The sequence below is a fragment of the Bradyrhizobium sp. Kon56 genome, from assembly GCF_055807635.1.
In genome coordinates this window covers 64,048-86,292 of the sequence record NZ_JBVVOU010000022.1, presented here as the reverse complement: position 1 = coordinate 86,292, position 22,245 = coordinate 64,048, and the positions used below count along the sequence as shown (strand labels likewise).

The window sequence follows — 22,245 nt, the reverse complement described above, 5'->3', positions numbered from 1 at the left end:
ACTCAGGCGGCTGCACAGCTACGGTATTTTTTGATGCAAAACCCGTTCCGGTTTGGGCACGATCAGCACCGGTCCGAAATTCCGTAGTTTTGCCCTCTGCAACGAACATCGCGCGCAGACATCACGCGGCAATCACACTGCGACATGCACAAGAACCGGCTTCGAATGCGCCGTAACGTGTCTTACTTCTTTTCCATCACGCATTGCAGCGGATGCTGGTGCTTGCGAGCGAAATCCATCACCTGCGTTACCTTGGTCTCGGCGATCTCGTAGGTGAACACGCCGCACTCCCCGATCCCGTGATGATGAACGTGCAGCATGATCTTGGTTGCGGCCTCGGCGTCCTTCTGGAAGAATTTCTCCAGCACATGAACGACGAATTCCATCGGCGTGTAATCGTCGTTCAGGATCAGCACACGGTACAGGTTCGGCCGTTTGGTCTTCGGCTTGACCTTGGTGATGACGGACGTGTTTGGCGCGGAAGGACCGCCGGAACGGTTCTCGTCGTTGCTCATCAGGGCAGCGTGGGCGGCGGCGGCCGCGGACGGATCTGGTCTGGAAGACAGTTGCGGCATGGCTCAGGCGTTCAAATTCCCCACGGAAGCGTATGACGGTTCGCCGCGCAGCCCCGGCCTTCGGAGCTTCGCACAGGCGCACCGCCTTTTGGATCGCCGCTTCCAGCCGGTCCGGTCCAAACCGGATCGGCCTCACCGAATATGGGCCTGCCCCCGGCTCGCCGCAAGCGTGCGGCAGCTCGGCCGATGCGGCCATGGCGGTCCCGATTCCCGGTCCGGGCGATCCTCACCAAGGTTAATCAATCCGGACTGATTTGACAAAAGCTTCCGCCCCGCCGGTTTAGAAGATGTTCACCAGGAACCCGGCCAGCAACGCGGCTGCGGCGGTTTCGCGCGGGCTATCTCCGGTTTTCTACGGACCAATTGCCCCTCAATGGCGTGACGCGAAAACGGGCAAAGGCACAGATTTCCGGGGATCGTCACGCCTCGCAGATCGACGCGCGGCAGAAGAAGCTGTGCGATAACGCCAAGGCGGCGAACATCACGATCCATACGGTGCAGGTGAACACCGGAGCGACCCGACCTCCCGCGTGCTGCAGTATTGCGCGAGCCGCTCCGACAAGTTCTATCTGGTGACGAAGGCAGATCAGACGTCTCGATGTTCAAGGAAACCGGCACGCTGTGGAAGCTGCGCGTGGCGCGCTGAGACCTACACTTCGAGACAAACAAAAAAAGCCCGGCTAGTGCAGCCGGGCTTTTGATTCCAGGACGTCAGGAAACGTTAGCTGGCGGCCGGGGTGAACTTCGACACGATGGTCTCGACCGGCTTGAACGCCTGCTTGGCGAGGTCGCTGTAAAGGCCGGCGATCTTCTGCGATTCCGCGACGAAGGACTCGTAGGCGGAACGGGCGAATTCGGTCTGCGCTTCGACGGCCTTGTCCAGCGACTTCACGCCGGAAAGCTTCTCGACGAAGGACTTGGTGTCTTCGAACGACTTCTTGGTGTAGTCGCCATAAGCGCTGGCGATCGCCTGAAGGCCGTGCTGCATCGACGTCGCGGAGGCGACGTACTGCTCGAAGTGCTCTTTCCCGTAGCCCTGAAAGTCTTCAACCTTGAACATTCGGAATCCTTTTCCCTAGCCTGTCGGAAGCCCCGGCTCCCTGACTCTGCTCACGATTAGTGCAACGCACAAAAAAGTCAAGAATTTTGTGCGTCGCACAAAATTGCGGGCAAATTTGCCAAGATTCCCGGGGTTTCCCGCAATTGTTCCTTAAGCTTTTGGAAACCGCGGCCCCCTACCTTGATTCCCTGGACGTGTTCAACTTCCACAAGCGGCCAAAAGCCGTTGGAGAACATCACCTTAGCCAGAACAGCGGCTCAGGTCCAACGTCCCCCGCGGCGAACATCTGCGGAGGACAGCCTGAGCAGGTAATGATCCCGGGTCCCTTGGGCACAATTTCGCCTCACGAGCCGGTGATCAAGTCAGAAACGGGGACGGGGTTTCATGCTTCGTAAAAACTTGTCTTCCTCGCGCTTGGCGCGGGTTGGCGTTTTTGGGCTTCTTGCGGTCACGAGTGCAGTCATCTTCACCACCGATGCTGCCGAGGCGCGGCGCCACCGGCGTCACACCGCGCACCACCGCGTACAGCGCGATGTGTCCGAGAGTTCCAGCCCGAAATTCGCGTCGATCATCGTCGACGGCAACTCCGGCTCCGTGCTTCAGGCCACGAGTCCCGACGGGATCCGCCATCCGGCCTCGCTGACCAAGATCATGACGCTCTATTTGCTGTTCGAGCGCCTCGAGTCCGGGAAGATGAAGCTCGACACCGAGATGCCGGTGTCGCAGCACGCCGCCGATCAGGATCCCACCAAGCTGAACCTGCGTGCCGGCCAGACCATCCGCGTCGAGGACGCGATCAAAGGTCTCGTCACCCGCTCCGCCAACGACGCAGCCGTTGTGATCGCGGAAGCGATTGGCGGCGACGAGGACGACTTCGCCCAGATGATGACGCGCAAGGCGCGTTCGCTCGGCATGTCCAGGACGGTTTACCGCAACGCCAACGGTCTTCCCAACGACGAGCAGGTCACGACCGCGCGCGACCAGGCCACGCTCGGCCGCGCCATCCAGGAGCGCTTCCCGCGCTACTATCGCTATTTCGCGACCTCGACGTTCAACTGGCGCGGACAGTCGATCCGGAACCACAATCATCTGCTCGGGAATGTCGAGGGCGTGGACGGCATCAAGACCGGCTATACTCGCGCCTCCGGCTTCAATCTCGTGACCTCGATGCGCCGCGGCAACCGCCACCTGATCGGCGTGGTGCTGGGCGGCCGTAGCGGCGGCTCGCGCGACGCCATCATGCGTAACCTGCTCGCGGAGAACCTCGATAAGGCCGCGACCACCCACACCGTCGCCGCGGTCACCGAACGCAACGGCTCCGACGCCGCTGCCGAAGTCGCCGATACATCGGAAACCCCGGCCCGTTCCGCTCCGCAGGTCCAGGCGTCGGCTGCCCCTGCTCCCGAAGCAGCCCCGTCGCGTCTCGCCGCGCGCCTTTCGACGCTTGCGGCTGCGGCTGCCGCGGTGCCGCCGGCTCAGCCCAGATCTGAAGCCAATAGGCCTGAAGTTCGGCCGATAGAATCCAAGATCGAGCCTGCGCCGCTCACCAATGGCGTGATCTCGAGCCAGCCGCTCTCGATCATCCCCGGTTCGTCCGAACCGATGAAGCCGGTCCGGGTCAAGACCGTCCAGGTCAAGGCCGGCGCGGTGAAGGTCGCCTCCGCCGCCCCGGCTCAGATCGCACCGCAGGTCACGAGCACGATCGCATCCCGCTCCGAAGTCGCCGAAACCTCCGGTGCCGTCGTCGCCCGCGCAGACCTCATCAACAAGCCCGAGGCCAGCCAACCGGAAGCTCCGAGGGCCGAGATCACCCGTGCCGAGCTGCCGCGGCAGCCGGCGGGCTTCGGCACCGGCAACGGCACCCTCGGCGTCTTGCCGGCCGCCACCGCCGCCGCACCCGTCCCGGCTGCTGCGAAGCTCGCATCAGCCGACCCGGCGCTGCAGCCGATCCAGATGAGCGCCACCACGAAGCCGGTTGCTACCCACAGCGGCTGGATCGTTCAGGTCGGCGCGCTCGAGAGCGAGAACGAAGCCCAGCAGCGCATCGACGCGGCGCGCAGCTCGGCTCGCGGCCTGCTCAGCAAGGCCGACCCGTTCACCGAGCCGGTCGTCGCGAAAGATAATCGCAAGCTCTACCGCGCCCGCTTCGCCGGGCTCGACCGCGACCAGGCCGAAGCCGTCTGCCGCACCCTGAAGCGCGCCGATATCTCCTGCATGACCGTCCGCAACTGAACTTTCGCACCGCTCCTATGAAAATGCCCGCGCCTTGCGCGGGCATTTTCATTTTCGGGATGCGGTGACCGACGAGGCTGTTCCACGACAACCTCTCGTCAAGGATTTACGGTTAAAACTTTACGCAAGGGATCGACCACGCCGACAATGGCGGGCATCGGGGCGACGGCAAACAGAGCAAGCAGAGCTCACACGGGACGAGCGTTTGTAGCGTGGTGCCGGAGTTAGCCGTTATGCGTGCGAAGCAGAGTATCCTTGGCCTCGTTTACACGGGCAGCGAGATACGTCGAGCCCCCCTGGTCGGGATGCAGTTTCTTCATCAGGGACTTGTGAGCCCGGCTGATGTCGTCACGCCCCGCCCCCGGCTGCAGGCCAAGGATCTGATAGGCCTCCTCCGTCGTCATTTTACCGCTCGCCACCGTGCGGCGCTGCCCCCCTGCCGCGTCGCCCTGCGCGTTCTGACGCCAAGCGGGAAACCGGCGGTCCAGATAGCTTTCAAGTAGGGCCACGCTCTCGGCGTCGAACGCCGGGACCATTGCCAGCAGGGCCGCGAGATCAAACTCATCGAGATCGCGCCCGGCGTGAGGCCCGGCGACGATCTGGCCTCCGAGCTGGCCGGAATCGTGATCGAGCCGCATATCCAGGAATTGCGAGCGCACGCGCGAGGCCTGACCGGCCGGGCGCGTCGCGCCCCCGCCGAACAGCCCGCCGATATTGCCGAAGCCGGCGTTTGCCATCGGTGTCCAGCCCAAGAGCCCGGCGCCGAATATCCCGAGCGGGATCGCCACCACCAGTTCGCCCTTCAAGCCCGTGAACGCTGCGACAGCCAGCGCCACCACGCCGCCACCGAACCTGATCGCGCGTGCCAGCACGGCCGGATTGGCCGAACGGAACATCTGGAGCAGCAAATAAAGGGTGATAATTGCGATAGCGCCGGCGATCAGGGTCATGGCCCGAATATAGTCGGCCTACCGCCAAAAAGCATCGAGTCCTTGCGCCCCCGCCGACCGCGCGCCAGCGCTACTTCATCTGGCCGATCAGCCTGGCCGCGCCACTGGCGGTCTTGGCCAATTGCAACAGCGCCTCGCGTCCGCCGGCCGCGTAGGCGGCGGCTGCGCGCAACAGCTCGCGCAACTGCGCCGCCGCGCCCGGATCGAACCGGCACCAAGCGCCGCCGGTCAGGCGCGCGATCTCGCGAAAGGCCTTCTCGGCCACCGCGTCATGGCCTTCCTGAAAGACGAACACAGGCACTTTGAGCATGCCGAGCTCGCCTGCCTTGGCGCAGAGCTGGTCGACGTTCTCCTCCATGGCGTCGCCGACGAAGACGACGGCGCGCACGCCGGATGCGACGGCCTCGCGCCGCGCCTCGCTCAGCACCTTGCCGATCTGGGTGTCGCCGCCACGGCAATCGATCTTGCTCATCAGCGCCGCCAGCCTGGCGCTGTCGGAGATCCATCCCGTGGCGCGGCACTCGTTGAAGCCGCGATAGTAGACGAGCCGGATGTCGAGACTGCCGAGCGCGGCGGTCTCACGGAACATGTCGGCCTGAAGCGCGCAAGCCATGTCCCAGGTCGGCTGCCGGCTCATCGTCGCATCCAGCGCGAAGATCAGCCGCCCTTTTGCACCGGGCGCATGCGGTGACAGCGCGCGCGCGTTGGCGACGAAGGCGGCGATGTCCTCCGAGGTCGAGGTCCCCGCCTGCGGCACAGCGTCGCCTGGTTGCGCCGAGACGGCATCGCGGCCGCGCGGTTTGATGGGTTCGCCGGACATTTCCTTGACCCTTGCGTGAGCGGCTAATGTGGTCAGCACATGCAGCCCGGTCAATGCGCAAAGCCCCCGCAGGCGGCAGCCGGCGGAGGCTTTGAAATCGGTATCGACGACGAGGAAGGCGTCAGCTCTTGGCGGGCGCCATCAAAGCGACCGGCCCGGGCTCGAGAATCTTGGGCGGGGACGATTGCGTGTCGACCGGCGCCACTTCACTGTCGGTCGCGCTCAGGAACTTGTCGAGCATGCCCTGGATCGAGTTCTTGGCAGCATCCGGACCGGTGTCGCGCATGTCGTTGTGCTGGAATTCGGTCTTCACGACCTGGATGCCGGCCTTCTCGCATTCTTCGTCGGTCGGGATCACACCCGCATCGGCCTTGAACTGCGGATCGGTGGAGCGGAACGACAGGATCTTGAACTTCCCGGCGGTGACGAAGGGCACGCGAAGATTGTCGAGTGTGACGACCTTCTTGACCTCATCCGGATACTGCTTGGCGAAATACATCGTGATGTCGCCGCCCATGGAGTGGCCGACCATCGTCACCTTTTCGTAGTCGGCGTTGGGCTGAACCTTCTTCATCTCCTGCATGGCGAGATGGATGTTGGCGACGCCGCGCAGGATCTGCGGCAGCCGGCCGACATAGATCTCGCCGGGCTTGGTCACCATCGGTGGATCGGTCGGCAAATCATGCTGCGGGCTGACGACGAGGTAGCCGCGCGCGGCGAAAATGTTGGCGAGGAAGCCGTACTCGGTGTTCTTGACGGTGTTGCCGTGGTTGATCACGGCGACCGGCATCGTGATCATGCCGGCATTGGCCTGCATTTCCTTGTCACGACGGATCGCGATATCGACGGGCACCGCACGGTTGTCGCGCGAGGCATCGTAGAAGGTGATGGTCTCGTGCCTGATTGCCCACTTGCTCGCCGTGAAATAGGCGACGCCACAGAGGGCACTGACCGAAACCAGAACGGCAATTCCACGCTTCATTTTCGTCCTCAGCCTCAGGCTCTTGCGGCCTGAATCCCTGTTGAAAATCGTGTTCTTCCGGAGCTCTTCGGCCCCTGGTCGCCTATTCCCTAATATATGTCACAGCCGCGTGACAGGAAGGCCAAATATTGTGAACCGGCAGCCCTTTCATTGTGCGGCGCACACGTTTCTTGGGCATCTCGCTCTCACACGGCTACGTCAGGGTGCACGTCACCATCCGACGCAACCTGTCTCGATCGGGTTCCGTTTTGCAGTAAACACGGGGTGAAAACGGTTGAGCGCGGGCTCGGTTCCCCGGGGGAGACCGGCCTCTTGATCGACTGGAAGTAGCGATGTACCGCCGCCTCAAGCGCCGAGGATGTCGTGGACCTCGAGCGGCTTGTCGACCTGGTTGAACCACTCGGCGCGATTGGCCGCGCGGCGACGTCCGCGCTCGTCGAGCGGAAGCTTGAGCTGGCGGAGCAGGCTCGTCACCTCCTCCCGTGCGGTGAGATGGCCGAGATTTGGCCGCATGCCGAGCGTGGCCTCGTCGATCTCGTCCAGCGCGGTCAGACCGCGCGGGAAGAACTCGCGATAGACGACCCGTTCGGCGAAGCCGTCGACGTAGCGGAAGCCGAGCCGCAGCGACAAATCCTTCAACCCATCGGCAACCAGCTGCTTGTTGCGGGAGCCGAGCATCGACAGGCGGTTGCGCACCACGATCCAGTCGGTGGTCGCACCGTCGAGCTGGCGGCGCTTGCGCCTGACATCCCGCACCATCTCGGCGTAGTGGCTCTCGCCTGTCACCGCGTAATTGGCGGGATCGACAGTGCCGAGCACATCGAAATCGAGGAAGCTGTCATTGATCGGGGTCACCAGCGTGTCGGCCATCGAGTGCGCAAGCCGCATCAGGTAGCTGTCGGTGCCGGGCGTATCGATGACGATGAAGTCGAAGCTGCTCTCGACCGCCGAGACCGCCTCCATGAACTGAAGGAACTCCGAATTCTCGTTCTCGGCAACCTGCATCGTTTCGCCAAGCTTGATGCAGCGATGCAACGGCAGTTCGAGGTCGAGCTTGGTTCGGCGCGCCCAGGCGGAACGGTTGTTGATGTAGTGAGTAAAGCTCTGCTGACGGCAGTCGAGGTCGATGGTGGCGACGCGCTGGCCGGCTTTGAGAAGCGCGACTGCGATGTGCAGGGCGGTGGTCGACTTGCCGGAGCCGCCTTTCTCGTTGCCGAGCACGACCACATGCGCCGAGCCGGACTGGCCTTGGCTAGCTTGCACAAGCATCGCGATCCTCAACACCCCTAACGAATATCTTCGAGTTGGCCGCGTCTGCGGTCAAGTGAAATGCGTGACAGGCAAGACAAATCGCGGCGCGCTGACCTTCATCATGAATCGCGGCGCCGCTTCGCGTCTGTGATCCAGCCCACAATGCCGCGACGCTTGCGCGGCTTTGCGCGGGATGCTGTGCCGCATCCGGATGCATGGCGTCCATGGTCGCCGCTTGTTAAGGTTAGCCTGCCGGGCGCCGGAACGCGCCCGTCGATTCCCGATCGCGTCGAGTTCTGATGTCACGCAGCCCCTTGATCGCCCGCACGGTCCCCGCCTTGCGACGCGCCGTCGACAATCTTCGCAAGCGAAAGGCGACGATCGCGCTGGTCCCGACCATGGGAGCGCTCCATGACGGCCATGTGTCGCTGGTACGCCTCGCCAGGCGGCGCGCGAGCCGCGTCGTGGTGTCGATCTTCGTCAACCCGACCCAGTTCGCGCCGACCGAGGATTTTGGCGCCTATCCGCGAACCTGGAAGGCCGATCTCGCCAAGCTAGCCGCCGAGGACGTCGATATCGTCTGGCATCCCGGCGCCGAGGCCATGTACCCGGAGGGCTTTGCCACCCGCATCGTGCCGGAGGGACCGGCGCTGGCTGGCCTCGAAGACCGCTTCCGCCCGCATTTCTTCGCCGGCGTCGCCACTGTCGTCGGCAAGCTGTTCACCCAGTGCCGGCCGGATGTCGCGATCTTCGGCGAGAAGGATTTTCAGCAGTTGCGGGTGGTGGCGCAGATGGCTCGCGACCTCGAGCTCGGCGTCAAGGTGATCGGCTCCCGCACCGTGCGCGAGCGCGATGGGCTCGCGATGTCCTCGCGCAACGTCTATTTGTCGCCACAGGAGCGGCAGACCGCAACCACGCTATACCGCGCCATGAAGGAGAGCGCCGGGCGCATTCGCGCCGGCGAAGCGGTCGCGCCCGCAATGGCGCGCGGTGCCGCGATGATCACGGCGGCCGGCTTTGAGCTCGACTATTTCGAAGTGCGCCATGCAGCGACCCTGGCACAGGTCAGCTCGCGCAACGACGGACCGTTGCGCATCCTGGTCGCGGCCAAGCTCGGCACCACCCGGCTGATCGACAATATCGCGGTTTAGAGCAGCCCGAGATCGCGCAGCTCGCGCCGCATCGGCTCAGGCATCGCCGCGATCGAGCCGGCGGCGGACCTGCCGAGATCGGGCGGCACCGAATCGTCGGCGAGATAGCGCCAGCCCTGGAACGGGCGCATCGGCCGCGGCGACACCGGAATCACCTTCGGCTGCATCACGATCCGGCAGCGCCCGATGCCGTCCTTGTCGCGGAACGGCTCGATGCCGATGATCTTTTCGCGCGCGGCGACCTCGCCCTTGATCACCCAATAGAGCGACCCACCCGACAGGATCTCGGCGTCGCGCTTGGGCACCATGCGGGTGATGTGGATGTGATGTTGCGGCAGACCCTTCTTCTTGGCGGTCTGCATCCGTTCGGCGGTCCACTCCTTCAATTCCTTGACGGATTCGCAGCCGACGGCGAGCTTGATCAGATGTAGTGGCATGCCCCAGCATTAGCCGGACAGCCACGCATTTGGAATGCCGATCTACTTGTTATCCGCAGCCGGGGCAGCCGCGGCCGGCGGCGTGAGCGGAACCGGTGCTGCCGCCGGCGCCCGCGCAGCCTTCGGCGCAGGCGGCTTCTTCGCGGCGGGAGCTGCGGCCTGCGCCGAGGCCGCTGCGGGGGCGCGCGGAGCCGCCGCGTTTGCGGTGGGCGCCGCCTGACGCGTCGGCGGCTCGGGATTCATGATGCTGACCGGCGGCGTCGACGAGGCACTCGGGAACTCCGCATTGGTCGGCTTGCCCGTCGGCATCGACGGCGGCAGCCCCGCAAGTGCGGCAGTGGCCGGCAACGATTGCGCTGCTGCAGGCGCATTCCAGGTCGGGGCGTAGCGCGCGACCAGCGTGTCGTAGAGATGGGAATCCATGTTGGCGGCGACCCGCTGCTGGTCGGTCAGCGAGCGGAAGGCCGCGCAGTCAAACTGCGTGCAGCCATCGCGCGCGACCAGCACATGCGCGACCAGGCCGTAGCGATCACGCTCCAGCGACTTGCGCAGCACCTTGATGTCGGGCGTCAGGCTCTTCTCGGCGGTCGCGGCATCGCCGAGCGCCGTCAGCCGGTCGATCCTGGCCGCGGTCGTGGAGACGGCCGCAGCCGCCGCGTCAGGCGCGCCGAACAGCGCCTTCTCGCAGCCCATGGCCACGGCATCGCCCGCGAGATCGTCGAGACAGGACAGCGCCGGCAGGCTCGCGGTCATCGCCGCCTGTGCGCGCGCCTCGGTCGGCGTGGTCTGCCCCGCCGGTCCATCGACGCGCACAACAGCAGCCAGCGCGATGGCAATGGCGAGCAGCGCAATGACGGTCAGCGCGCCGTTGGCGACCGATCGTTCGGCGCGCAGCAGCGTGACCAGGAGAATCAGTCCGAAGAAGCCGGCAGCCGCCAGCATCATCCACATTGGAAGGGCCGGCGAGCTCCAGATTTGGTCAAACGACGAGGCCCATGCCCAGTTCATGCGCGACGTCCCCTCACGCGAGCAGAGAGCGAATGGTCAAAGCGAGTACCGAGAGTCGGCAACTGCCCCCGGCCCACCTTTTGAAGGTGAAGCGGGCCTTTTGACGGCGGCAGAATACAAATTCCCGGGGACGCGCCAATGCGCGGATAGCGTCGGCCTTCAGGACAGCGCGAGCTGGCTTTCCTTGGCGACGCGTTCGAAGGCTTCGGTCGAGCTCTTGATCCGGTACTGACAGTCGTCACCATCGGTCGGCAGGAGGCGGATGACCTCATACGAGCCGCTGGCAGCGGGGCGTGCGACATTGCTGGCGGTGAACAATACGCGCGCGCCAATAGGGAATTTGTGCTTCAACACCCTCTCCATCACTCAAACAACGCCTGCCACGCCCGTGGTCCCACTGCGTCGGCTGGCCGGAAACCCGGCCGCTGTATAGCATGCGACGAGCGTTTTTGGCCAGCAGTATGCGACATGGCAAACGTGCGAATTTTGCAGTTATTTCAGAGTGATGCCGTCAGCCGACGATACCGCCGGAACCGGTTCTTCCGGGGGTATGGGGCAAACGGTCGTCGGGGCTGGCGTGATCCACCACCTTGGGAGGTTCCTGGGCCGTGAGGTCCCTCTGCCGACGACTCTGGCGATTGAGCGCCGCCGGCTTGCTCGGCGTCGAGCGAGGCCGATCACCGCGGATTACACGTTCTCGAACTTTTCGATGACCAGCGTTTCGGCGAGCGCGTCCCGGGTCCATTCCTGGAACGCCGGCAGCGCCAGCATCGTGTCCATGTAGGCCTTGGTCTCCGGCGTGACTTGGATCGCGTAGGTGCGGAAGCGGTGCACGACCGGGGCATACATCGCATCCGCTGCGCCGAAGCGCCCGAACAGGAACGGTCCATTGGCGCCATACCGGGCCCGGCATTCGCGCCAGATCTCCTGCACGCGCGCGATATTGGCCTCGGCGTCCGCCGACAGCGTCACGGGGCGCACCGGACGGTGCAGGTTCATGCCGCATTCGTTGCGAAGGGCCATGAAGCCGGAATGCATCTCGGCGCACACCGAACGGGCATGGGCGCGCGCGGCGGCCTCGTCCGGCCACAGCTTCACTTCCGGATAGCGCTCGGCGATGTATTCGATGATGCTGAGCGAATCCCACACCGTGATGTCGCCATCGACCAGCACCGGCACCTTGCCGGCGCGGCTGAACGAGATGATCTGCTCCTTGTCCGCGGGATTGTCGGTGTAGAGCGGGATGAGGGTCTCCACGAACGGAATGTCGTTGGCGCGGAGCGCGAGCCAGGGCCGCATCGACCATGACGAGTAATTCTTGTTGCCGATTGCGAGTTTCAGCGCAGCCATGTCATCAGTCCTTCTCGATACGCCTTGAAGCGAGCCGCTTTTAACGCCATCGCCTGCCGCCAATCAATCGTTGCTGCACCTCGCCATGCGTGGCAAGCGTTGCGATCCTCTCCGGGAGACTGACATGAGCAGGCATTGGGTCGACATCACAGCCGTCGGCTTCTTCATCATCGAATGGCTGGTCTACGCCCTGACGCTGGAGCAATCGGCCTATGGCCGCGACAGCCTGTCGGCGCGCATGAACCGCTACCGCGAGGTGTGGGTGCGCCGGCTACTCGACCGCGACGCGCGCATGGTCGACATGCAGATCATGGCCTCATTGCAGAACGGCACCGCCTTCTTCGCCTCCACCAGCCTGATCGCGCTCGGCGGCGCGCTGGCGCTGCTGCACGCGACCAACGACGCGATCACGATCTTGAGCAAGCTGCCGATCGATCTCAGTACCTCGCCGGCGATGTGGGAGCTGAAATGCGTCGGCCTCGTCCTGATCTGCGTCTATGCCTTCTTCAAATTCGCCTGGTCGTACCGCCTGTTCAACTATGTCGCGATCCTGTTCGGCGGCATGCCGGCAGCCGCGCAGCGTGACACGCCGGAGGCCGAAGCTCATGTGATCCGCACCTCGCGCCTGTTCGAATCCGCCGGCCGCCATTTCAACCGCGGCCAGCGCGCCTTCTTCTTCGCACTCGGCTATCTCGGCTGGTTCGTCAGCCCCTGGGTGTTGTTCGTGACCACGGCAACCGTGGTGATCGTGACTTGGCGGCGGCAGTTCGCCTCGAGCGCGTGGGAAGCGATGGCGCCGGAGGTGGTGAATGGCGAGGAGACGCGGCGCGGTCCCTGACGCGCTCGTGTTGCGGCTCTGCAGTGCACCGCTGAGTAGCGGTGCGTCCACAAGAGCGAATGTGGCGCACCCTCTCTCCACATCGTCATTGCGAGCGCAGCGAAGCAATCCAGAATCCCCCCGCGGCGGCAGACTGGATTGCTTCGCTGCGCTCGCAATGACGGAGCATGAGGCGGCAGCGCCACTTTTCCAGCTCGCATCTTGAATTGCGACTATAGCTTCGCACCTTCGCGGCGCATTTTGCCCGAGTCTGGCCACTTCACCCTCTTGTCCCAAGAGGCACAGGGAAGTCTGCGGTCATAGTCCTAAGCCGGCGTCTCGATCTGCTATGTGCAGCGATTGCCGCATGGAACTCCCTAAAGTCGCTTTGATCTATCTCAATTCTCTTACAGACGCGGGCATCAACTTGAGAGAGTCGCGTCATCGCTCCGCCGCGCCGGCCGGGCGGTTGGGCGCTTCCAGGGAGCTCGATATGATCAAGTCGCTCGGAATTGCCACATTCGCCTTCTGCTTCGCAGTATCGGCTCAGGCGATGACACCTGCCCCGATTGCACAGCCCGAAAGCCTCGTTACGGAAGTTGCTGCTGCCTGCGGCGTCGGTAGGACACGTATCAACGGCGTGTGCGTAGCACGGACGACGGTCCGTCATACCCGTCGGGCGGTCCGCAGATGTGTGAGAGGAACAACGTGCTGATTGCTTGTCCTTCAGGACAATACCGCAAAGTGGTCTCGCCATGATTAAAATAGAAGAGTACCGACCCCAACGGTACATCAACGGCCCCCGGCCTCAGCCCTCCAGACTGAGGCCGTCTTGCGCCTGAAAGGTTGGCCGGACCGGTCACCTTGTCGGATTTATCGACCCGGCAACAGCATGAAACCGCAATGCTGATGCCAGCAGGCCAACAAAATCAAAACTCGAGAGCACGCTTCCATCGTCAATTGGCCAAGCCGATGCTGGAGGTGAATAGCGCAGACACACAAAGCAAATGTTTACGCAATTTACCACTCGACCATCAACGCGATGGTCTTCATTTTCCCATCTGATAATTGCCTTGCGCGCCTTGTTTGGTCGGATGCTCGGAATGGTCCTTTCGCAGCGGAGGTGGCCGGCATGTCCGAAATGGTAGAAGTGCTCGCCGGAACGAGTTTGTTTCTGCTCGCCTTCTCGCTGCTGATATTCGACATACCCCGCTACACCTTATCGCTGGTGTCTCTTGCTCTGTTCAGCTCGAAGCGGCGAAGCGCCAGTGGGACGGTTTGCGAGGCGACGGTAAGCGTGATTATCCCGACCTTCAACGGCGGCTCCGGGCTTGCTCCTTCGATCAGCTCGCTGCGCCGGCAAACCCTGCGACCTGTCGAAATCATCGTCGTCGACGACGGCTCCACCGACCAAACACGCGCGGTCGCGGAGCGGGCGAGAGCGCAGGGGCTAGTTGATATGGTCATCTGCCATGGGACCCGCTGCGGCCGCAGCGCTGCCATCAACGCTGCAGCACGGTTTGCCCGCGGCGATCTTCTTCTGACCGTAGATGCCGACACTGTCTTCGAACCGAACGCGGTTGAGCGCCTCGCGGCTGCGTTCGGCGATCCGCTCGTCGCCGGCGCAAGTTGCAACATCGCGATCAGCAATGAGCGCGATTCGATATGGACAGGACTTCAAAGCGTCGAATACCTGATGTCGATCACTGCGGGGCGGTCGATCCTCGACGTGGTGGATGCGATCGCGTGTCTGTCCGGCGCCTGTTCCATGTATCGGCGGGATATCTTCACGCAGCAGGGCGGGCTCGACGTCGGCCCTGGCGAAGATATGGAGTACACCTTACGGCTCCGCAGGCTCGGCTATGTCATTCGGTTCGTGTCCGACGCCTGGGCGGAAACAGCCGGCCCCGCAAGCGGCATCAGTCTGTTGCGCCAGCGCGCGCGCTGGGATCGCGATGCTCTGCGCATCCGTTTCATGATGTATGGCGAGCTGAGTTTTCGCCATCCGCTAGAGCGTTTACCGGACACGATCCAAAGGCTGGACTTCATCGTCTTCGATCTCGTTCCGACGCTCAGCCTGCCGTTCTACTTGGCCTACATTGTGCTGTTGTTCGGCCCGGATGCCGTGTTGTTTCTCTCGGCGATCTTCCTGCTGCTGCTCTGGATCTCGGTATTCACTATGGCACTTGTGTTCGCCCTATTCCAACGATCCGTCGGAAACTTTGGCTGGAAGATGGCGCTGATCTTTCCCTTGTACCAGGGCGTCTATCTGAAGTGCGCACTCTTCGGAAATCATCTTTGCCTCGTCGCGGAACGATGATTTCGTGCCACCGCGCGTTCGCCGTGCACTATTCGGAGATCGGACAAAAGAGGTGGCCAAATGACGGTGGCCCTGACGCGACTCGATCCGCATATTCCCGATCCTATCGAGAGCCGTCGGCGCGCGGCCGGACGGACCGTCCGCGCCGCCTATGCGACAATCGTATTCGGCATACTCGCATTCTTTGTCGTCTATTTCGGGAGGCCAATTCTCTATCTCGGCGGCCCGGGCAGCGTGTCCTCGCCAAGATATTTGGTTTCACTGCCCTACATCGTGCAGATCAACAGCATCACCGTGGTGAGAGGTGGATCGGTCAAGGCAGGCGAAGAAATCGGAAGGGTGCGGTCTCCGCAGCACGATGAAATCGTCGCTACTTATATGCGCTCGCTCGCGGACATCGCCGGCCGCAAAGCGGAACTGCGTGTCAAAGCCCGGGTTGCGCGCGAATCTCTCGACGCGGCGCGCTCACATCTGCAGCTTGCTGAGGAAGCTGTCCAACTTATCGCAACCTCATCGGCCGCGAGCCTGAATTACCGCATTGACATGTCGCGGGAGCGCGCCCTGGCGAACAAAGCCGTGGTCTCGCAGGAGGCGGAAGCCGCCGAGGCCAGCACTCAATTGGCCGCTCTCGACGAATTCAGCCGGCAACTTTCTGATCGCCTCGAAAAGGTTGAAAGCAGCTTTGCCGACGGAAGAATCTTTTCACCCATAGCTGGCATCGTCGCGAACAATCCAGCGCGTGCCGGCCAGTCACTGGTGGCGGGCACTCCGATCGCAGAAATTCTCGACCCCACCGATGTCTTCGTCGACTGGTACGTTCCCAACGAACGCCTGTCCGACCCGAAAGTCGGCAACGAAGTCTTTGTCCTGTTCGGCAACCGGCGAATTCTGGGCGAGATCGTGGAAATTCTGCCGGTGTCAGACGTGTACCCCGGAGCGGGCTCATCGGCGGCGCGCGAGCGTACCGCCTCGCAAATCGCGCGAATTCGGTTCAGCCCAGGCGCGCATCCCCCGGCGCTGAACTCGGCCGTCGACGTTCACATGCACTACACACAACTCAGCGCGCGCATCGCTTCCATGCTGGTGAAACTATTCGGGCTCGACGAGCTGTGAGAGGGAGCGAGGTGCAGCATGCAGATCGAAGCGAACCAAACGGGTTGCCCGGCTTGCGGCTCCTCCGCGCTGATGTTGTTTCCAGTATTCCACCACATGATCTGCGCCTATGTTGGTCCGGAGTATGACTTCACGCCAAACATCGCGGGATATACGTGCCCGAAGTGCTGCCGCGACATTGTGTCGGCCGACCCAGCTTGCGAGATCGTGGGCACTAGCGCGCGGTGCACAAGGTGTTGGGTCGAGATGGTGGTGTCCCCAGCGTGTGCTCCGGCTGACTTGTAAGGATTAGCGGCGATCTCGGCTTATCCGTCGCTCAAGTGCGACTGCGGCGAGCAGAGTTGGACAGAGAATAAGCATAGGGTAGCTTCAGCAGCCAGGTAGAGCTGCCTTGGTCGGTAGCACGATGCCCGACTGTAACTACGATAGTTTCAACGGTCTCGCCTGTCTCCACAGGGCGAGTGAAGTTTGAGACAAATGGTTGCAACTCAATCGGTCAACAATGCCGCGCGAGTTGACGAAGGCGGAATTTTCACCACTTTTCCCAAGCGCGCCCGCGCTCCCACACACGGCGTTCTGGACGCAACGCGGGTGGCCGACATTGTGGCGATGGTCGCCGAGCAGGCACAAACTGCATAGACACCCGGTCGTAGCGGAGGCATCATAGCACCCGGTTGGCGTGTATCGGAGGACACCATGATCAGCTTGATCCGCGTTTTCGATATCGCCGTACTCACGTTGGGCATGTTCAACGTCTTGCTGGTGGCATTGATTATCTTTGCATTTTGATGCTCCCGCCGACGCGGCAATCGCCGTGCACGCGCGGCGGCTGCGCTTCAATTTCGCCGCCCGACTCAGGCTGAGGTTGTATTCGCTGCCGGCGTCTCGTCTGTGGCGGTTTGACAGGCGGCGCCGTGACGAAGCTTTGCAGCGCCGCTCGTCGGCACGAAGCCTTGGGCTCACAGAGAGCAATCCGCCCTGCCCTTGGCCTCCCGCACCCGAACGCTGCCGCGTCCACCGCAAGCCGGCTCGCGAACATGACGACCACAAGATCGCCCCTCAAGGATGAGCCGGGATGGCCAACACATACGCCGTGTCCGAATTTCGGCAAAGTGGGAATATATTTGCGAAGATGGATTGACAGCAGAGCGACAAAGCAAGGCCGTAGCCCAAGCGAGAGTTTAGCCGCCGAAATCCCGCGGGCTGAACGGCAGGTCCATCACCTTCCATTCCCCGTATTTGTCGGCCGGCAACATCTTGTAGGGCTGGCAGGCCTGAAGCGCGCTCATGGCGGACTTCACGAGCGCGACGCCCTTTGCGGACGGCGGGGCTTCGATCAGGATCGGCTCGCGCGCCAGCGTGCCGTCGGTCGCGAGCACGGTGCGCAGTTTGATGTTGACGTTGTCGGTCGGCGCGACCCCAGCCGGCAGCTTGGCGCAGCTTCGCAAATGACGACGCAGCTCGGCGATGATTTCGACCGGCAGCTTCGCCGCGATTGAATCCTTGGCATCGCCGCCATCGTCTTTGGAGGCGTCTTTCGGCAGCTCCGTCGGCAATTCCGGCGGCAGGCCCAGCATGACGCCGTATTTGACAGTGACGTCGGGCTCCGGCGCCTGATAGGACGGCGGCGGCGCGGCCTCCGGGTGCTGCATCGCTTGTGGCAGTAGCTGTGGCGCCGGGGGCTGCGGCGTCGCCTGAGGCGGCGGCGACTGCGATGGCTGAGGCTGTGGCTGTGGAGGCTGCGGTTGCGGCTGCGCATTTGCCTCGCGCTGCTGCGGCGTCTGTGAAGGCTGTGGCTGCGGCTGTTTCTGCTGCGGCGGTTCAGGCGAGGCCTGCTGCTTCGAGGACTGTGCCGCAGCCTGCTGCTTCGCCTCGGGCTTCGGCGCGGCCGCCGCCTTGTCCTTATCGTTCAAATCGAACTTCGGCAGTTTCAGGTCAAGGGTCGGCTCCGGCGGCTTCTCCTTGAGTTTTTCCCCGGTCTTCTCCTCGGCTTTGGCCTCCTCCTGCTTCACCTGCTCCGGCGTCACGATGCTGACGGAAACCGATTCGGGCGGGCTGGCGTGAAACGGATGGACTTCGCTGATCACGATGATCAGCGCGACCAGCGTCAGATGGGCGATCGCCGACGCTGCAATGTCCGTCCGTATGATCTTCCGCAGTTCCATCGCCTGACTTCAGGTTGCCAAGCTGGTCCTAGCATACGGCAGGCCCCTCTCAATCCCATTTTGGCGCGAAGGCGAAATCGGTCAGGCGGCCCCTGGGACTGGCCAGCGCGGCGATCTGGGCCATCTCGTCGTCCGAAAGCTCGAAATCGAAGATCTCGATGTTTTCCGACAGGCGTTCGACGCGCGAGGTGCGCGGGATCGCAGCGACATTCTGTTGCACCAGCCAGCGCAGGCAGACCTGCGCCGGCGTCTTGTGATGCAGACGCCCGATCTCGGCGAGCGTCCGGTCGGTCTTGATCCGCCCCTTGGCGATCGGGCTGTAGGCGACCAGAGCGAGCCCGTGCTGATCGCAGGCCGCCCTCACCTTCGCCTGGTCGAGATAAGGGTGGTATTCGACCTGGTTGCAGGCCAGCGGCTCCGGCGACAACGCCACCGCCTGCTCGATCAGCGCCACGGTGAAATTGGAAACGCCGATGTGGCGGGTCAGGCCCATGCGCTTGGCATGCGACAGCGCGCCCAGCGTCTCCTCCAGCGGCACGTGCGAATTGGGCCAGTGCAGCAGCAGGAGATCGACGGAGGGAAGTCGCATGCGCGCCAGGCTCTCCTTGACCGAGCGCTCGAGATCGTGGGGCGCGAAATGATTGGTCCAGACCTTTGTCGTCAGGAAGATGTCGTCGCGGCGCACGCCGGAGGCGCGCAAGCCGTCGCCGACCTCGCGCTCATTCTCGTAGACCTGTGCGGTATCGATGTGGCGATAGCCGAGCCGCAGCGCCTGCTCGACCACACGGGTGCACATGCGCCCGCTCAGCTCCCAGGTCCCCAGCCCGATCGCCGGTATCCTTGCGCCATTGGTCTCGACGAACAGCATGAGGAATCCTCTCTGTCGCGGTCGCCCCAAATCATGATCCAGGCGTCATTATGAACCCGGCTGGCAACACTGCCAACGGGCGACACCGGCCGCCGGGTCGGATCTTGCGCGCAATGCTAACGGGAGGTTCGTGCCAGGCCTTGACGTCAGGCCTTGAGGTTAGGCCTCGAGCTCAGGCTTTGGCGAGCGCCTGGAATACGGTGTCAGGCGCATGCGCGATCACAGCGAGCAGCGCGCGGGCGGGTCCCCGCGGGGCCCGCTTGCCCTGCTCCCAATTGCGGATGGTCTCGACGGGAACGCCGAGCTTGGCCGCGAACTCCATCTGGGTCAGGCAGGCACGGCGGCGCAAATCGCGCACGGCGAGCGAGCTGGTGTCGGGCGGCGCTGCGTTAGGTACGGGCTGGATTGGAAACGGCTGGACCGGAAACTCCTGCCCATCCCGCAACTCGACGATCCGTCCGTCCGCCTTCAACCGCACACGCATGCTCATTCCCCCAAGCAAGGCGATGATGCGGCAGCTCGCTTAAGTTCGGATTAAAGATGATGGCTGCGTATACGGTCTCGTGCCCCGGACGCAGCGCAGCGCTTCTTCAGCGGTGCGCTGCAGAGCCGGGGCCCATGTCGCTGCAATACTGTGCCGCTTCTGGGTCCCGGTTGCGCAGCAACGCCAAGGGCGTTGCAGCGCGCCGGGGAGACGAGAGTGCGTGTAGCCCTACCTCAACCCGAACCACAACGTCGCGATGCCGAGGAAGGAGAAGAAGCCGACGACGTCAGTGACCGTTGTCACGAACGTGCCGGAGGCCACGGCCGGATCGGCCCTGACACGTTCGAGCGCCATCGGGATCAGGATGCCTCCGAGTGCGCCGGCGAAGAGGTTCACGATGATGGCGAGCCCGATGACCAGGCCGAGGCCCGGGATCCTGAACCAGGCCACCGCAGCGACGCCCGTGATCACGGCAAAGGCGAGACCGTTGACGAGGCCGACCAGGCCCTCGCGCACCACCACGCGCCAGGCATTGGAGGAGCCGAGCTCGCGCGTCGCCAGCGCCCGCACCGCGACCGTCATGGTCTGGGTCGCGGCATTGCCGCCCTGGCTTGCGACGATCGGCGCCAGCACGGCGAGCGCCACCATCTTCTCGAGCTGCCCCTCGAACAGGCCGAGCACGGACGACGCCAGAAAGGCGGTGGCGAGATTGACCAGCAGCCAGTTGAACCGCGCGCGTGCAATGGTGAACACGGTGTCGGACAGCTCTTCGTCGCTGTTGACGCCGCCGAGCGCCTTGAGGTCCTCGTCCGCCTCTTCCTCGATGACGTCGACGACGTCGTCGACGGTGATGACGCCGACGAGGCGGTCCTGGGTGTCGAGCACCGGGGCTGCGACGAGATTGTACTTGCCGAACATGCGCGCCACCTCCTCCTGGTCCTCCAGGACGGAGACGCGGCGGCGATCCTCGTCGGTCAGCTCGGCAAGCGCCACCGGGCGGCGGGCGCGCAGCAGCACGTCGAGCGAGACCGCGCCCTGCCAGTGCTGCTCCTTGTCGACGACGTAGATCTCGTAGAAGCGGTCTGGCAGATCCGGCGTCTCGCGCATGTAGTCGATCGCCTGCCCCACGGTGAAATCCTGCGGCACGGCGATGAACTCGGTCTGCATCCGGCGGCCGGCGGAGTTCTCCGGATAAAGCAGGCTGCGCTCGAGCACGACGCGCTCCTTGAGCGGCAGCTTCTCGAGGATCTCCTCCTGATCGGCCTGATCGAGCGTTTCCAGCAGCTCGACCGCGTCGTCGGATTCGAGCTCGCGCACACCTTCCGCGACCGTCTGCGGCGGCAGTTCCTCGAGGATCTCCTCGCGCACGCCCTCGTCGAGCTCGTTCAGCGCGGAGAAGTCGAAATCGCGCCCCGTCAGCTCAACCAGGCGGACCCGATCGTCGGGCTCGAGAGCCCCAATGAGATCGCCGAGATCGGCCTCGTGCAGCTCGGCAACGCAGGCGCGCAGCGCGGCGCTGTCGCCGGCCTCGATCGCATGGGTAATTTCCGCGACGAATTCGTGACGAATTTCGCCGTCTTCATTGCGCATCGGCACGTGGTCGAGTACCGATTCCGCGGCAGATGCGGCACCGTCCAGATGTTCATCCATGGCGCGCCTCGCCGTTCGACAGGTTGGAACGAGTGGTCTGAGCTGACGGTTCAGGCAATACCCACAAGGCAACTCTGAGCGCAATGACAAAGATGCTTCGACTGAGGTGGACCTCGATGTCGGCAGGCGCAGCCCTCGCCGCCCTCACCGGCATCGCCTCGAGTGAAGCCGCCGAGTGCCCGCGCAAGGACGCGCTCGGCACCTCCCGCATTCTGAGCGTCGACGCCAAGACCACGCCGCGCGTGGGCCTGAAGAGCTTTCCGCAGACGCTGGAGCTTGCCGATCACGAGGTCGTGCTGACCTTCGACGACGGCCCGCATCCGCCGACGACGTCGAAGGTATTGGCGGCACTGGCGCAGGAATGCGTGCGCGCGACCTTCTTCCTGATCGGCCTGCACGCCTCCGAACACCCTGACATGGTCAAGCGCATCGCGCGCGAGGGCCACAGCATCGGTCACCACACCTTCTCGCACCCGTTCATGGCGCGCATTCCGTTCGACAAAGCGAAGAGCGAAATCGACCGCGGCATCGCGGCCGTCGAGCTGGCTCTGCACGGCACCTCGACAACGACGCCCGCGACCCCGTTCTTCCGCTTCCCCTATTTCGAGGCGACGCCAGCCGAGCTCGACCTGCTCCAGTCCCGCGGCATCGTAGTGTTCGGGGCCGACCTGTGGGCCAGCGACTGGAACGAGATGACGCCGGAGCAGGAATTGAAGCTCGTCACGGAGCGGCTCGCCGCCGCCGGCAAGGGTATCATCCTGCTCCACGATCCCAAGGCGCGTACGGCTGCGATCATGCCGGCCTTCCTGCGGTATCTGAGGGAGAACCGCTATCGGGTGGTTCACGTCGTGCCGGCGGGCGCATCACAGAAGAGTGCCGACGCGCATTGATGCCGGAATGTCACGCCGGTGCAAAATGGGGTGATTTGGGCCCTATTAACAGTCTGTTCATGCTACGCCATGCAAGTATCAAGGGGACTTGTCGCGGCAGGGTTCTGGGTAACGGTTCTTGC

The 22,245-nt window shown here is 63.6% G+C and carries 20 protein-coding genes; 6 read left to right on the top strand and 14 right to left on the bottom strand.

Annotated elements, in window-relative coordinates:
• Nucleotides 1–182: 182 nt before the first annotated feature.
• Together clpS and AC0L3B_RS28310 are read right to left on the bottom strand one after the other, a co-directional pair.
• Entirely contained in the window at nt 183–515 is a 333-nt protein-coding gene (gene clpS, locus AC0L3B_RS28315; protein WP_018455182.1) for an ATP-dependent Clp protease adapter ClpS, read from the bottom strand.
• A 781-nt stretch (nt 516–1,296) separates the two neighbouring features.
• Nucleotides 1,297–1,635 carry a phasin family protein gene (locus tag AC0L3B_RS28310; RefSeq protein ID WP_007603238.1) on the bottom strand — a complete coding sequence of 113 codons (339 nt, stop codon included), beginning with the start codon at nt 1,633–1,635 and terminating at the stop codon, nt 1,297–1,299.
• 384 nt (nt 1,636–2,019) lie between these two features.
• Between AC0L3B_RS28310 and AC0L3B_RS28305 the strand changes: the two genes are divergently transcribed.
• The gene (locus AC0L3B_RS28305) at nt 2,020–3,867 is read left to right on the top strand and encodes a serine hydrolase (protein ID WP_473381455.1); all 1,848 of its coding nucleotides are present in this window, start codon (nt 2,020–2,022) and stop codon (nt 3,865–3,867) included.
• A gap of 224 nt (nt 3,868–4,091) precedes the next feature.
• Here AC0L3B_RS28305 and AC0L3B_RS28300 read toward each other — a convergent pair whose 3' ends face one another.
• From AC0L3B_RS28300 to AC0L3B_RS28285, 4 genes are all read right to left on the bottom strand, one after another.
• Nucleotides 4,092–4,817: a DnaJ domain-containing protein gene (locus AC0L3B_RS28300; protein ID WP_018455184.1), complete on the bottom strand. Its 726-nt coding sequence runs from the start codon at nt 4,815–4,817 to the stop codon at nt 4,092–4,094.
• 70 nt (nt 4,818–4,887) lie between these two features.
• Nucleotides 4,888–5,637 carry a vWA domain-containing protein gene (locus AC0L3B_RS28295; protein WP_473381454.1) on the bottom strand — a complete coding sequence of 250 codons (750 nt, stop codon included), beginning with the start codon at nt 5,635–5,637 and terminating at the stop codon, nt 4,888–4,890.
• Nucleotides 5,638–5,758: 121 nt separating this feature from the next.
• Nucleotides 5,759–6,619 (bottom strand): alpha/beta fold hydrolase, encoded by an 861-nt coding sequence (locus AC0L3B_RS28290; protein ID WP_007603233.1) that lies wholly within the window; start codon nt 6,617–6,619, stop codon nt 5,759–5,761.
• Nucleotides 6,620–6,964: 345 nt separating this feature from the next.
• Nucleotides 6,965–7,888, bottom strand: a complete 924-nt coding sequence (locus tag AC0L3B_RS28285) for a division plane positioning ATPase MipZ (protein WP_018455186.1) — start codon at nt 7,886–7,888, stop codon at nt 6,965–6,967.
• Between the two features lie 281 nt (nt 7,889–8,169).
• On the opposite strand from AC0L3B_RS28285, the gene panC reads away from it, so the two are divergent.
• A complete protein-coding gene (gene panC / locus AC0L3B_RS28280; protein WP_026232898.1) occupies nt 8,170–9,021 on the top strand; it encodes a pantoate--beta-alanine ligase in 852 nt (283 codons plus the stop codon).
• Here panC and AC0L3B_RS28275 read toward each other — a convergent pair.
• The 4 genes from AC0L3B_RS28275 to AC0L3B_RS28260 all read right to left on the bottom strand — a co-directional run bounded on the left by AC0L3B_RS28275 (nt 9,018) and on the right by AC0L3B_RS28260 (nt 11,816).
• On the bottom strand, nt 9,018–9,458 hold the full coding sequence (locus AC0L3B_RS28275; protein ID WP_018455188.1) for a DUF1489 family protein: 441 nt from the start codon (nt 9,456–9,458) through the stop codon (nt 9,018–9,020). The two genes, panC and AC0L3B_RS28275, sit on opposite strands and share 4 nt — an antisense overlap.
• Before the next feature lie 42 nt (nt 9,459–9,500).
• Entirely contained in the window at nt 9,501–10,466 is a 966-nt protein-coding gene (locus AC0L3B_RS28270; protein ID WP_026232899.1) for a hypothetical protein, read from the bottom strand.
• A 159-nt stretch (nt 10,467–10,625) separates the two neighbouring features.
• The gene (locus AC0L3B_RS28265; protein WP_007611353.1) at nt 10,626–10,829 is read right to left on the bottom strand and encodes a hypothetical protein; all 204 of its coding nucleotides are present in this window, start codon (nt 10,827–10,829) and stop codon (nt 10,626–10,628) included.
• Between the two features lie 324 nt (nt 10,830–11,153).
• A complete protein-coding gene (locus AC0L3B_RS28260) occupies nt 11,154–11,816 on the bottom strand; it encodes a glutathione S-transferase family protein (RefSeq protein WP_085360925.1) in 663 nt (220 codons plus the stop codon).
• 124 nt (nt 11,817–11,940) lie between these two features.
• On the opposite strand from AC0L3B_RS28260, the gene AC0L3B_RS28255 reads away from it, so the two are divergent.
• The 3 genes from AC0L3B_RS28255 (at nt 11,941) to AC0L3B_RS28245 (ending at nt 16,066) form a co-directional block, all read left to right on the top strand.
• Nucleotides 11,941–12,654 (top strand): DUF599 domain-containing protein, encoded by a 714-nt coding sequence (locus tag AC0L3B_RS28255; protein ID WP_018455192.1) that lies wholly within the window; start codon nt 11,941–11,943, stop codon nt 12,652–12,654.
• A 1,111-nt stretch (nt 12,655–13,765) separates the two neighbouring features.
• Nucleotides 13,766–14,953: a glycosyltransferase family 2 protein gene (locus AC0L3B_RS28250; protein WP_473381453.1), complete on the top strand. Its 1,188-nt coding sequence runs from the start codon at nt 13,766–13,768 to the stop codon at nt 14,951–14,953.
• Nucleotides 14,954–15,013: 60 nt separating this feature from the next.
• The gene (locus tag AC0L3B_RS28245; RefSeq protein ID WP_473381452.1) at nt 15,014–16,066 is read left to right on the top strand and encodes an HlyD family secretion protein; all 1,053 of its coding nucleotides are present in this window, start codon (nt 15,014–15,016) and stop codon (nt 16,064–16,066) included.
• A 1,181-nt stretch (nt 16,067–17,247) separates the two neighbouring features.
• Here the strand turns inward: AC0L3B_RS28245 and AC0L3B_RS28240 are convergent.
• From AC0L3B_RS28240 to mgtE, 4 genes are all read right to left on the bottom strand, one after another.
• A complete protein-coding gene (locus tag AC0L3B_RS28240) occupies nt 17,248–18,231 on the bottom strand; it encodes a hypothetical protein (RefSeq protein ID WP_473381451.1) in 984 nt (327 codons plus the stop codon).
• Nucleotides 18,232–18,280: 49 nt separating this feature from the next.
• Entirely contained in the window at nt 18,281–19,099 is an 819-nt protein-coding gene (locus AC0L3B_RS28235) for an aldo/keto reductase (RefSeq protein ID WP_018455196.1), read from the bottom strand.
• Nucleotides 19,100–19,271: 172 nt separating this feature from the next.
• On the bottom strand, nt 19,272–19,589 hold the full coding sequence (locus tag AC0L3B_RS28230; protein ID WP_018455197.1) for a helix-turn-helix domain-containing protein: 318 nt from the start codon (nt 19,587–19,589) through the stop codon (nt 19,272–19,274).
• A 222-nt stretch (nt 19,590–19,811) separates the two neighbouring features.
• Entirely contained in the window at nt 19,812–21,233 is a 1,422-nt protein-coding gene (mgtE, locus tag AC0L3B_RS28225; protein ID WP_018455198.1) for a magnesium transporter, read from the bottom strand.
• Between the two features lie 116 nt (nt 21,234–21,349).
• Here mgtE and AC0L3B_RS28220 point away from each other — a divergent pair, with 116 nt between their 5' ends.
• Nucleotides 21,350–22,123, top strand: a complete 774-nt coding sequence (locus AC0L3B_RS28220; protein ID WP_204511408.1) for a polysaccharide deacetylase family protein — start codon at nt 21,350–21,352, stop codon at nt 22,121–22,123.
• Nucleotides 22,124–22,245 lie beyond the last annotated feature (122 nt).

What these genes read in the sequence shown, in the direction of transcription:
- clpS (WP_018455182.1), bottom strand. Translation starts at nt 515, where the DNA reads ATGAGCAACGACGAGAACCGTTCCGGCGGTCCTTCCGCGCCAAACACG.
- AC0L3B_RS28310 (WP_007603238.1), bottom strand. Translation starts at nt 1,635, where the DNA reads ATGTTCAAGGTTGAAGACTTTCAGGGCTACGGGAAAGAGCACTTCGAG.
- AC0L3B_RS28305 (WP_473381455.1), top strand. Translation starts at nt 2,020, where the DNA reads ATGCTTCGTAAAAACTTGTCTTCCTCGCGCTTGGCGCGGGTTGGCGTT.
- AC0L3B_RS28300 (WP_018455184.1), bottom strand. Translation starts at nt 4,817, where the DNA reads ATGACCCTGATCGCCGGCGCTATCGCAATTATCACCCTTTATTTGCTG.
- AC0L3B_RS28295 (WP_473381454.1), bottom strand. Translation starts at nt 5,637, where the DNA reads ATGTCCGGCGAACCCATCAAACCGCGCGGCCGCGATGCCGTCTCGGCG.
- AC0L3B_RS28290 (WP_007603233.1), bottom strand. Translation starts at nt 6,619, where the DNA reads ATGAAGCGTGGAATTGCCGTTCTGGTTTCGGTCAGTGCCCTCTGTGGC.
- AC0L3B_RS28285 (WP_018455186.1), bottom strand. Translation starts at nt 7,888, where the DNA reads ATGCTTGTGCAAGCTAGCCAAGGCCAGTCCGGCTCGGCGCATGTGGTC.
- panC (WP_026232898.1), top strand. Translation starts at nt 8,170, where the DNA reads ATGTCACGCAGCCCCTTGATCGCCCGCACGGTCCCCGCCTTGCGACGC.
- AC0L3B_RS28275 (WP_018455188.1), bottom strand. Translation starts at nt 9,458, where the DNA reads ATGCCACTACATCTGATCAAGCTCGCCGTCGGCTGCGAATCCGTCAAG.
- AC0L3B_RS28270 (WP_026232899.1), bottom strand. Translation starts at nt 10,466, where the DNA reads ATGAACTGGGCATGGGCCTCGTCGTTTGACCAAATCTGGAGCTCGCCG.
- AC0L3B_RS28265 (WP_007611353.1), bottom strand. Translation starts at nt 10,829, where the DNA reads ATGGAGAGGGTGTTGAAGCACAAATTCCCTATTGGCGCGCGCGTATTG.
- AC0L3B_RS28260 (WP_085360925.1), bottom strand. Translation starts at nt 11,816, where the DNA reads ATGGCTGCGCTGAAACTCGCAATCGGCAACAAGAATTACTCGTCATGG.
- AC0L3B_RS28255 (WP_018455192.1), top strand. Translation starts at nt 11,941, where the DNA reads ATGAGCAGGCATTGGGTCGACATCACAGCCGTCGGCTTCTTCATCATC.
- AC0L3B_RS28250 (WP_473381453.1), top strand. Translation starts at nt 13,766, where the DNA reads ATGTCCGAAATGGTAGAAGTGCTCGCCGGAACGAGTTTGTTTCTGCTC.
- AC0L3B_RS28245 (WP_473381452.1), top strand. Translation starts at nt 15,014, where the DNA reads ATGACGGTGGCCCTGACGCGACTCGATCCGCATATTCCCGATCCTATC.
- AC0L3B_RS28240 (WP_473381451.1), bottom strand. Translation starts at nt 18,231, where the DNA reads ATGGAACTGCGGAAGATCATACGGACGGACATTGCAGCGTCGGCGATC.
- AC0L3B_RS28235 (WP_018455196.1), bottom strand. Translation starts at nt 19,099, where the DNA reads ATGCTGTTCGTCGAGACCAATGGCGCAAGGATACCGGCGATCGGGCTG.
- AC0L3B_RS28230 (WP_018455197.1), bottom strand. Translation starts at nt 19,589, where the DNA reads ATGAGCATGCGTGTGCGGTTGAAGGCGGACGGACGGATCGTCGAGTTG.
- mgtE (WP_018455198.1), bottom strand. Translation starts at nt 21,233, where the DNA reads ATGGATGAACATCTGGACGGTGCCGCATCTGCCGCGGAATCGGTACTC.
- AC0L3B_RS28220 (WP_204511408.1), top strand. Translation starts at nt 21,350, where the DNA reads ATGTCGGCAGGCGCAGCCCTCGCCGCCCTCACCGGCATCGCCTCGAGT.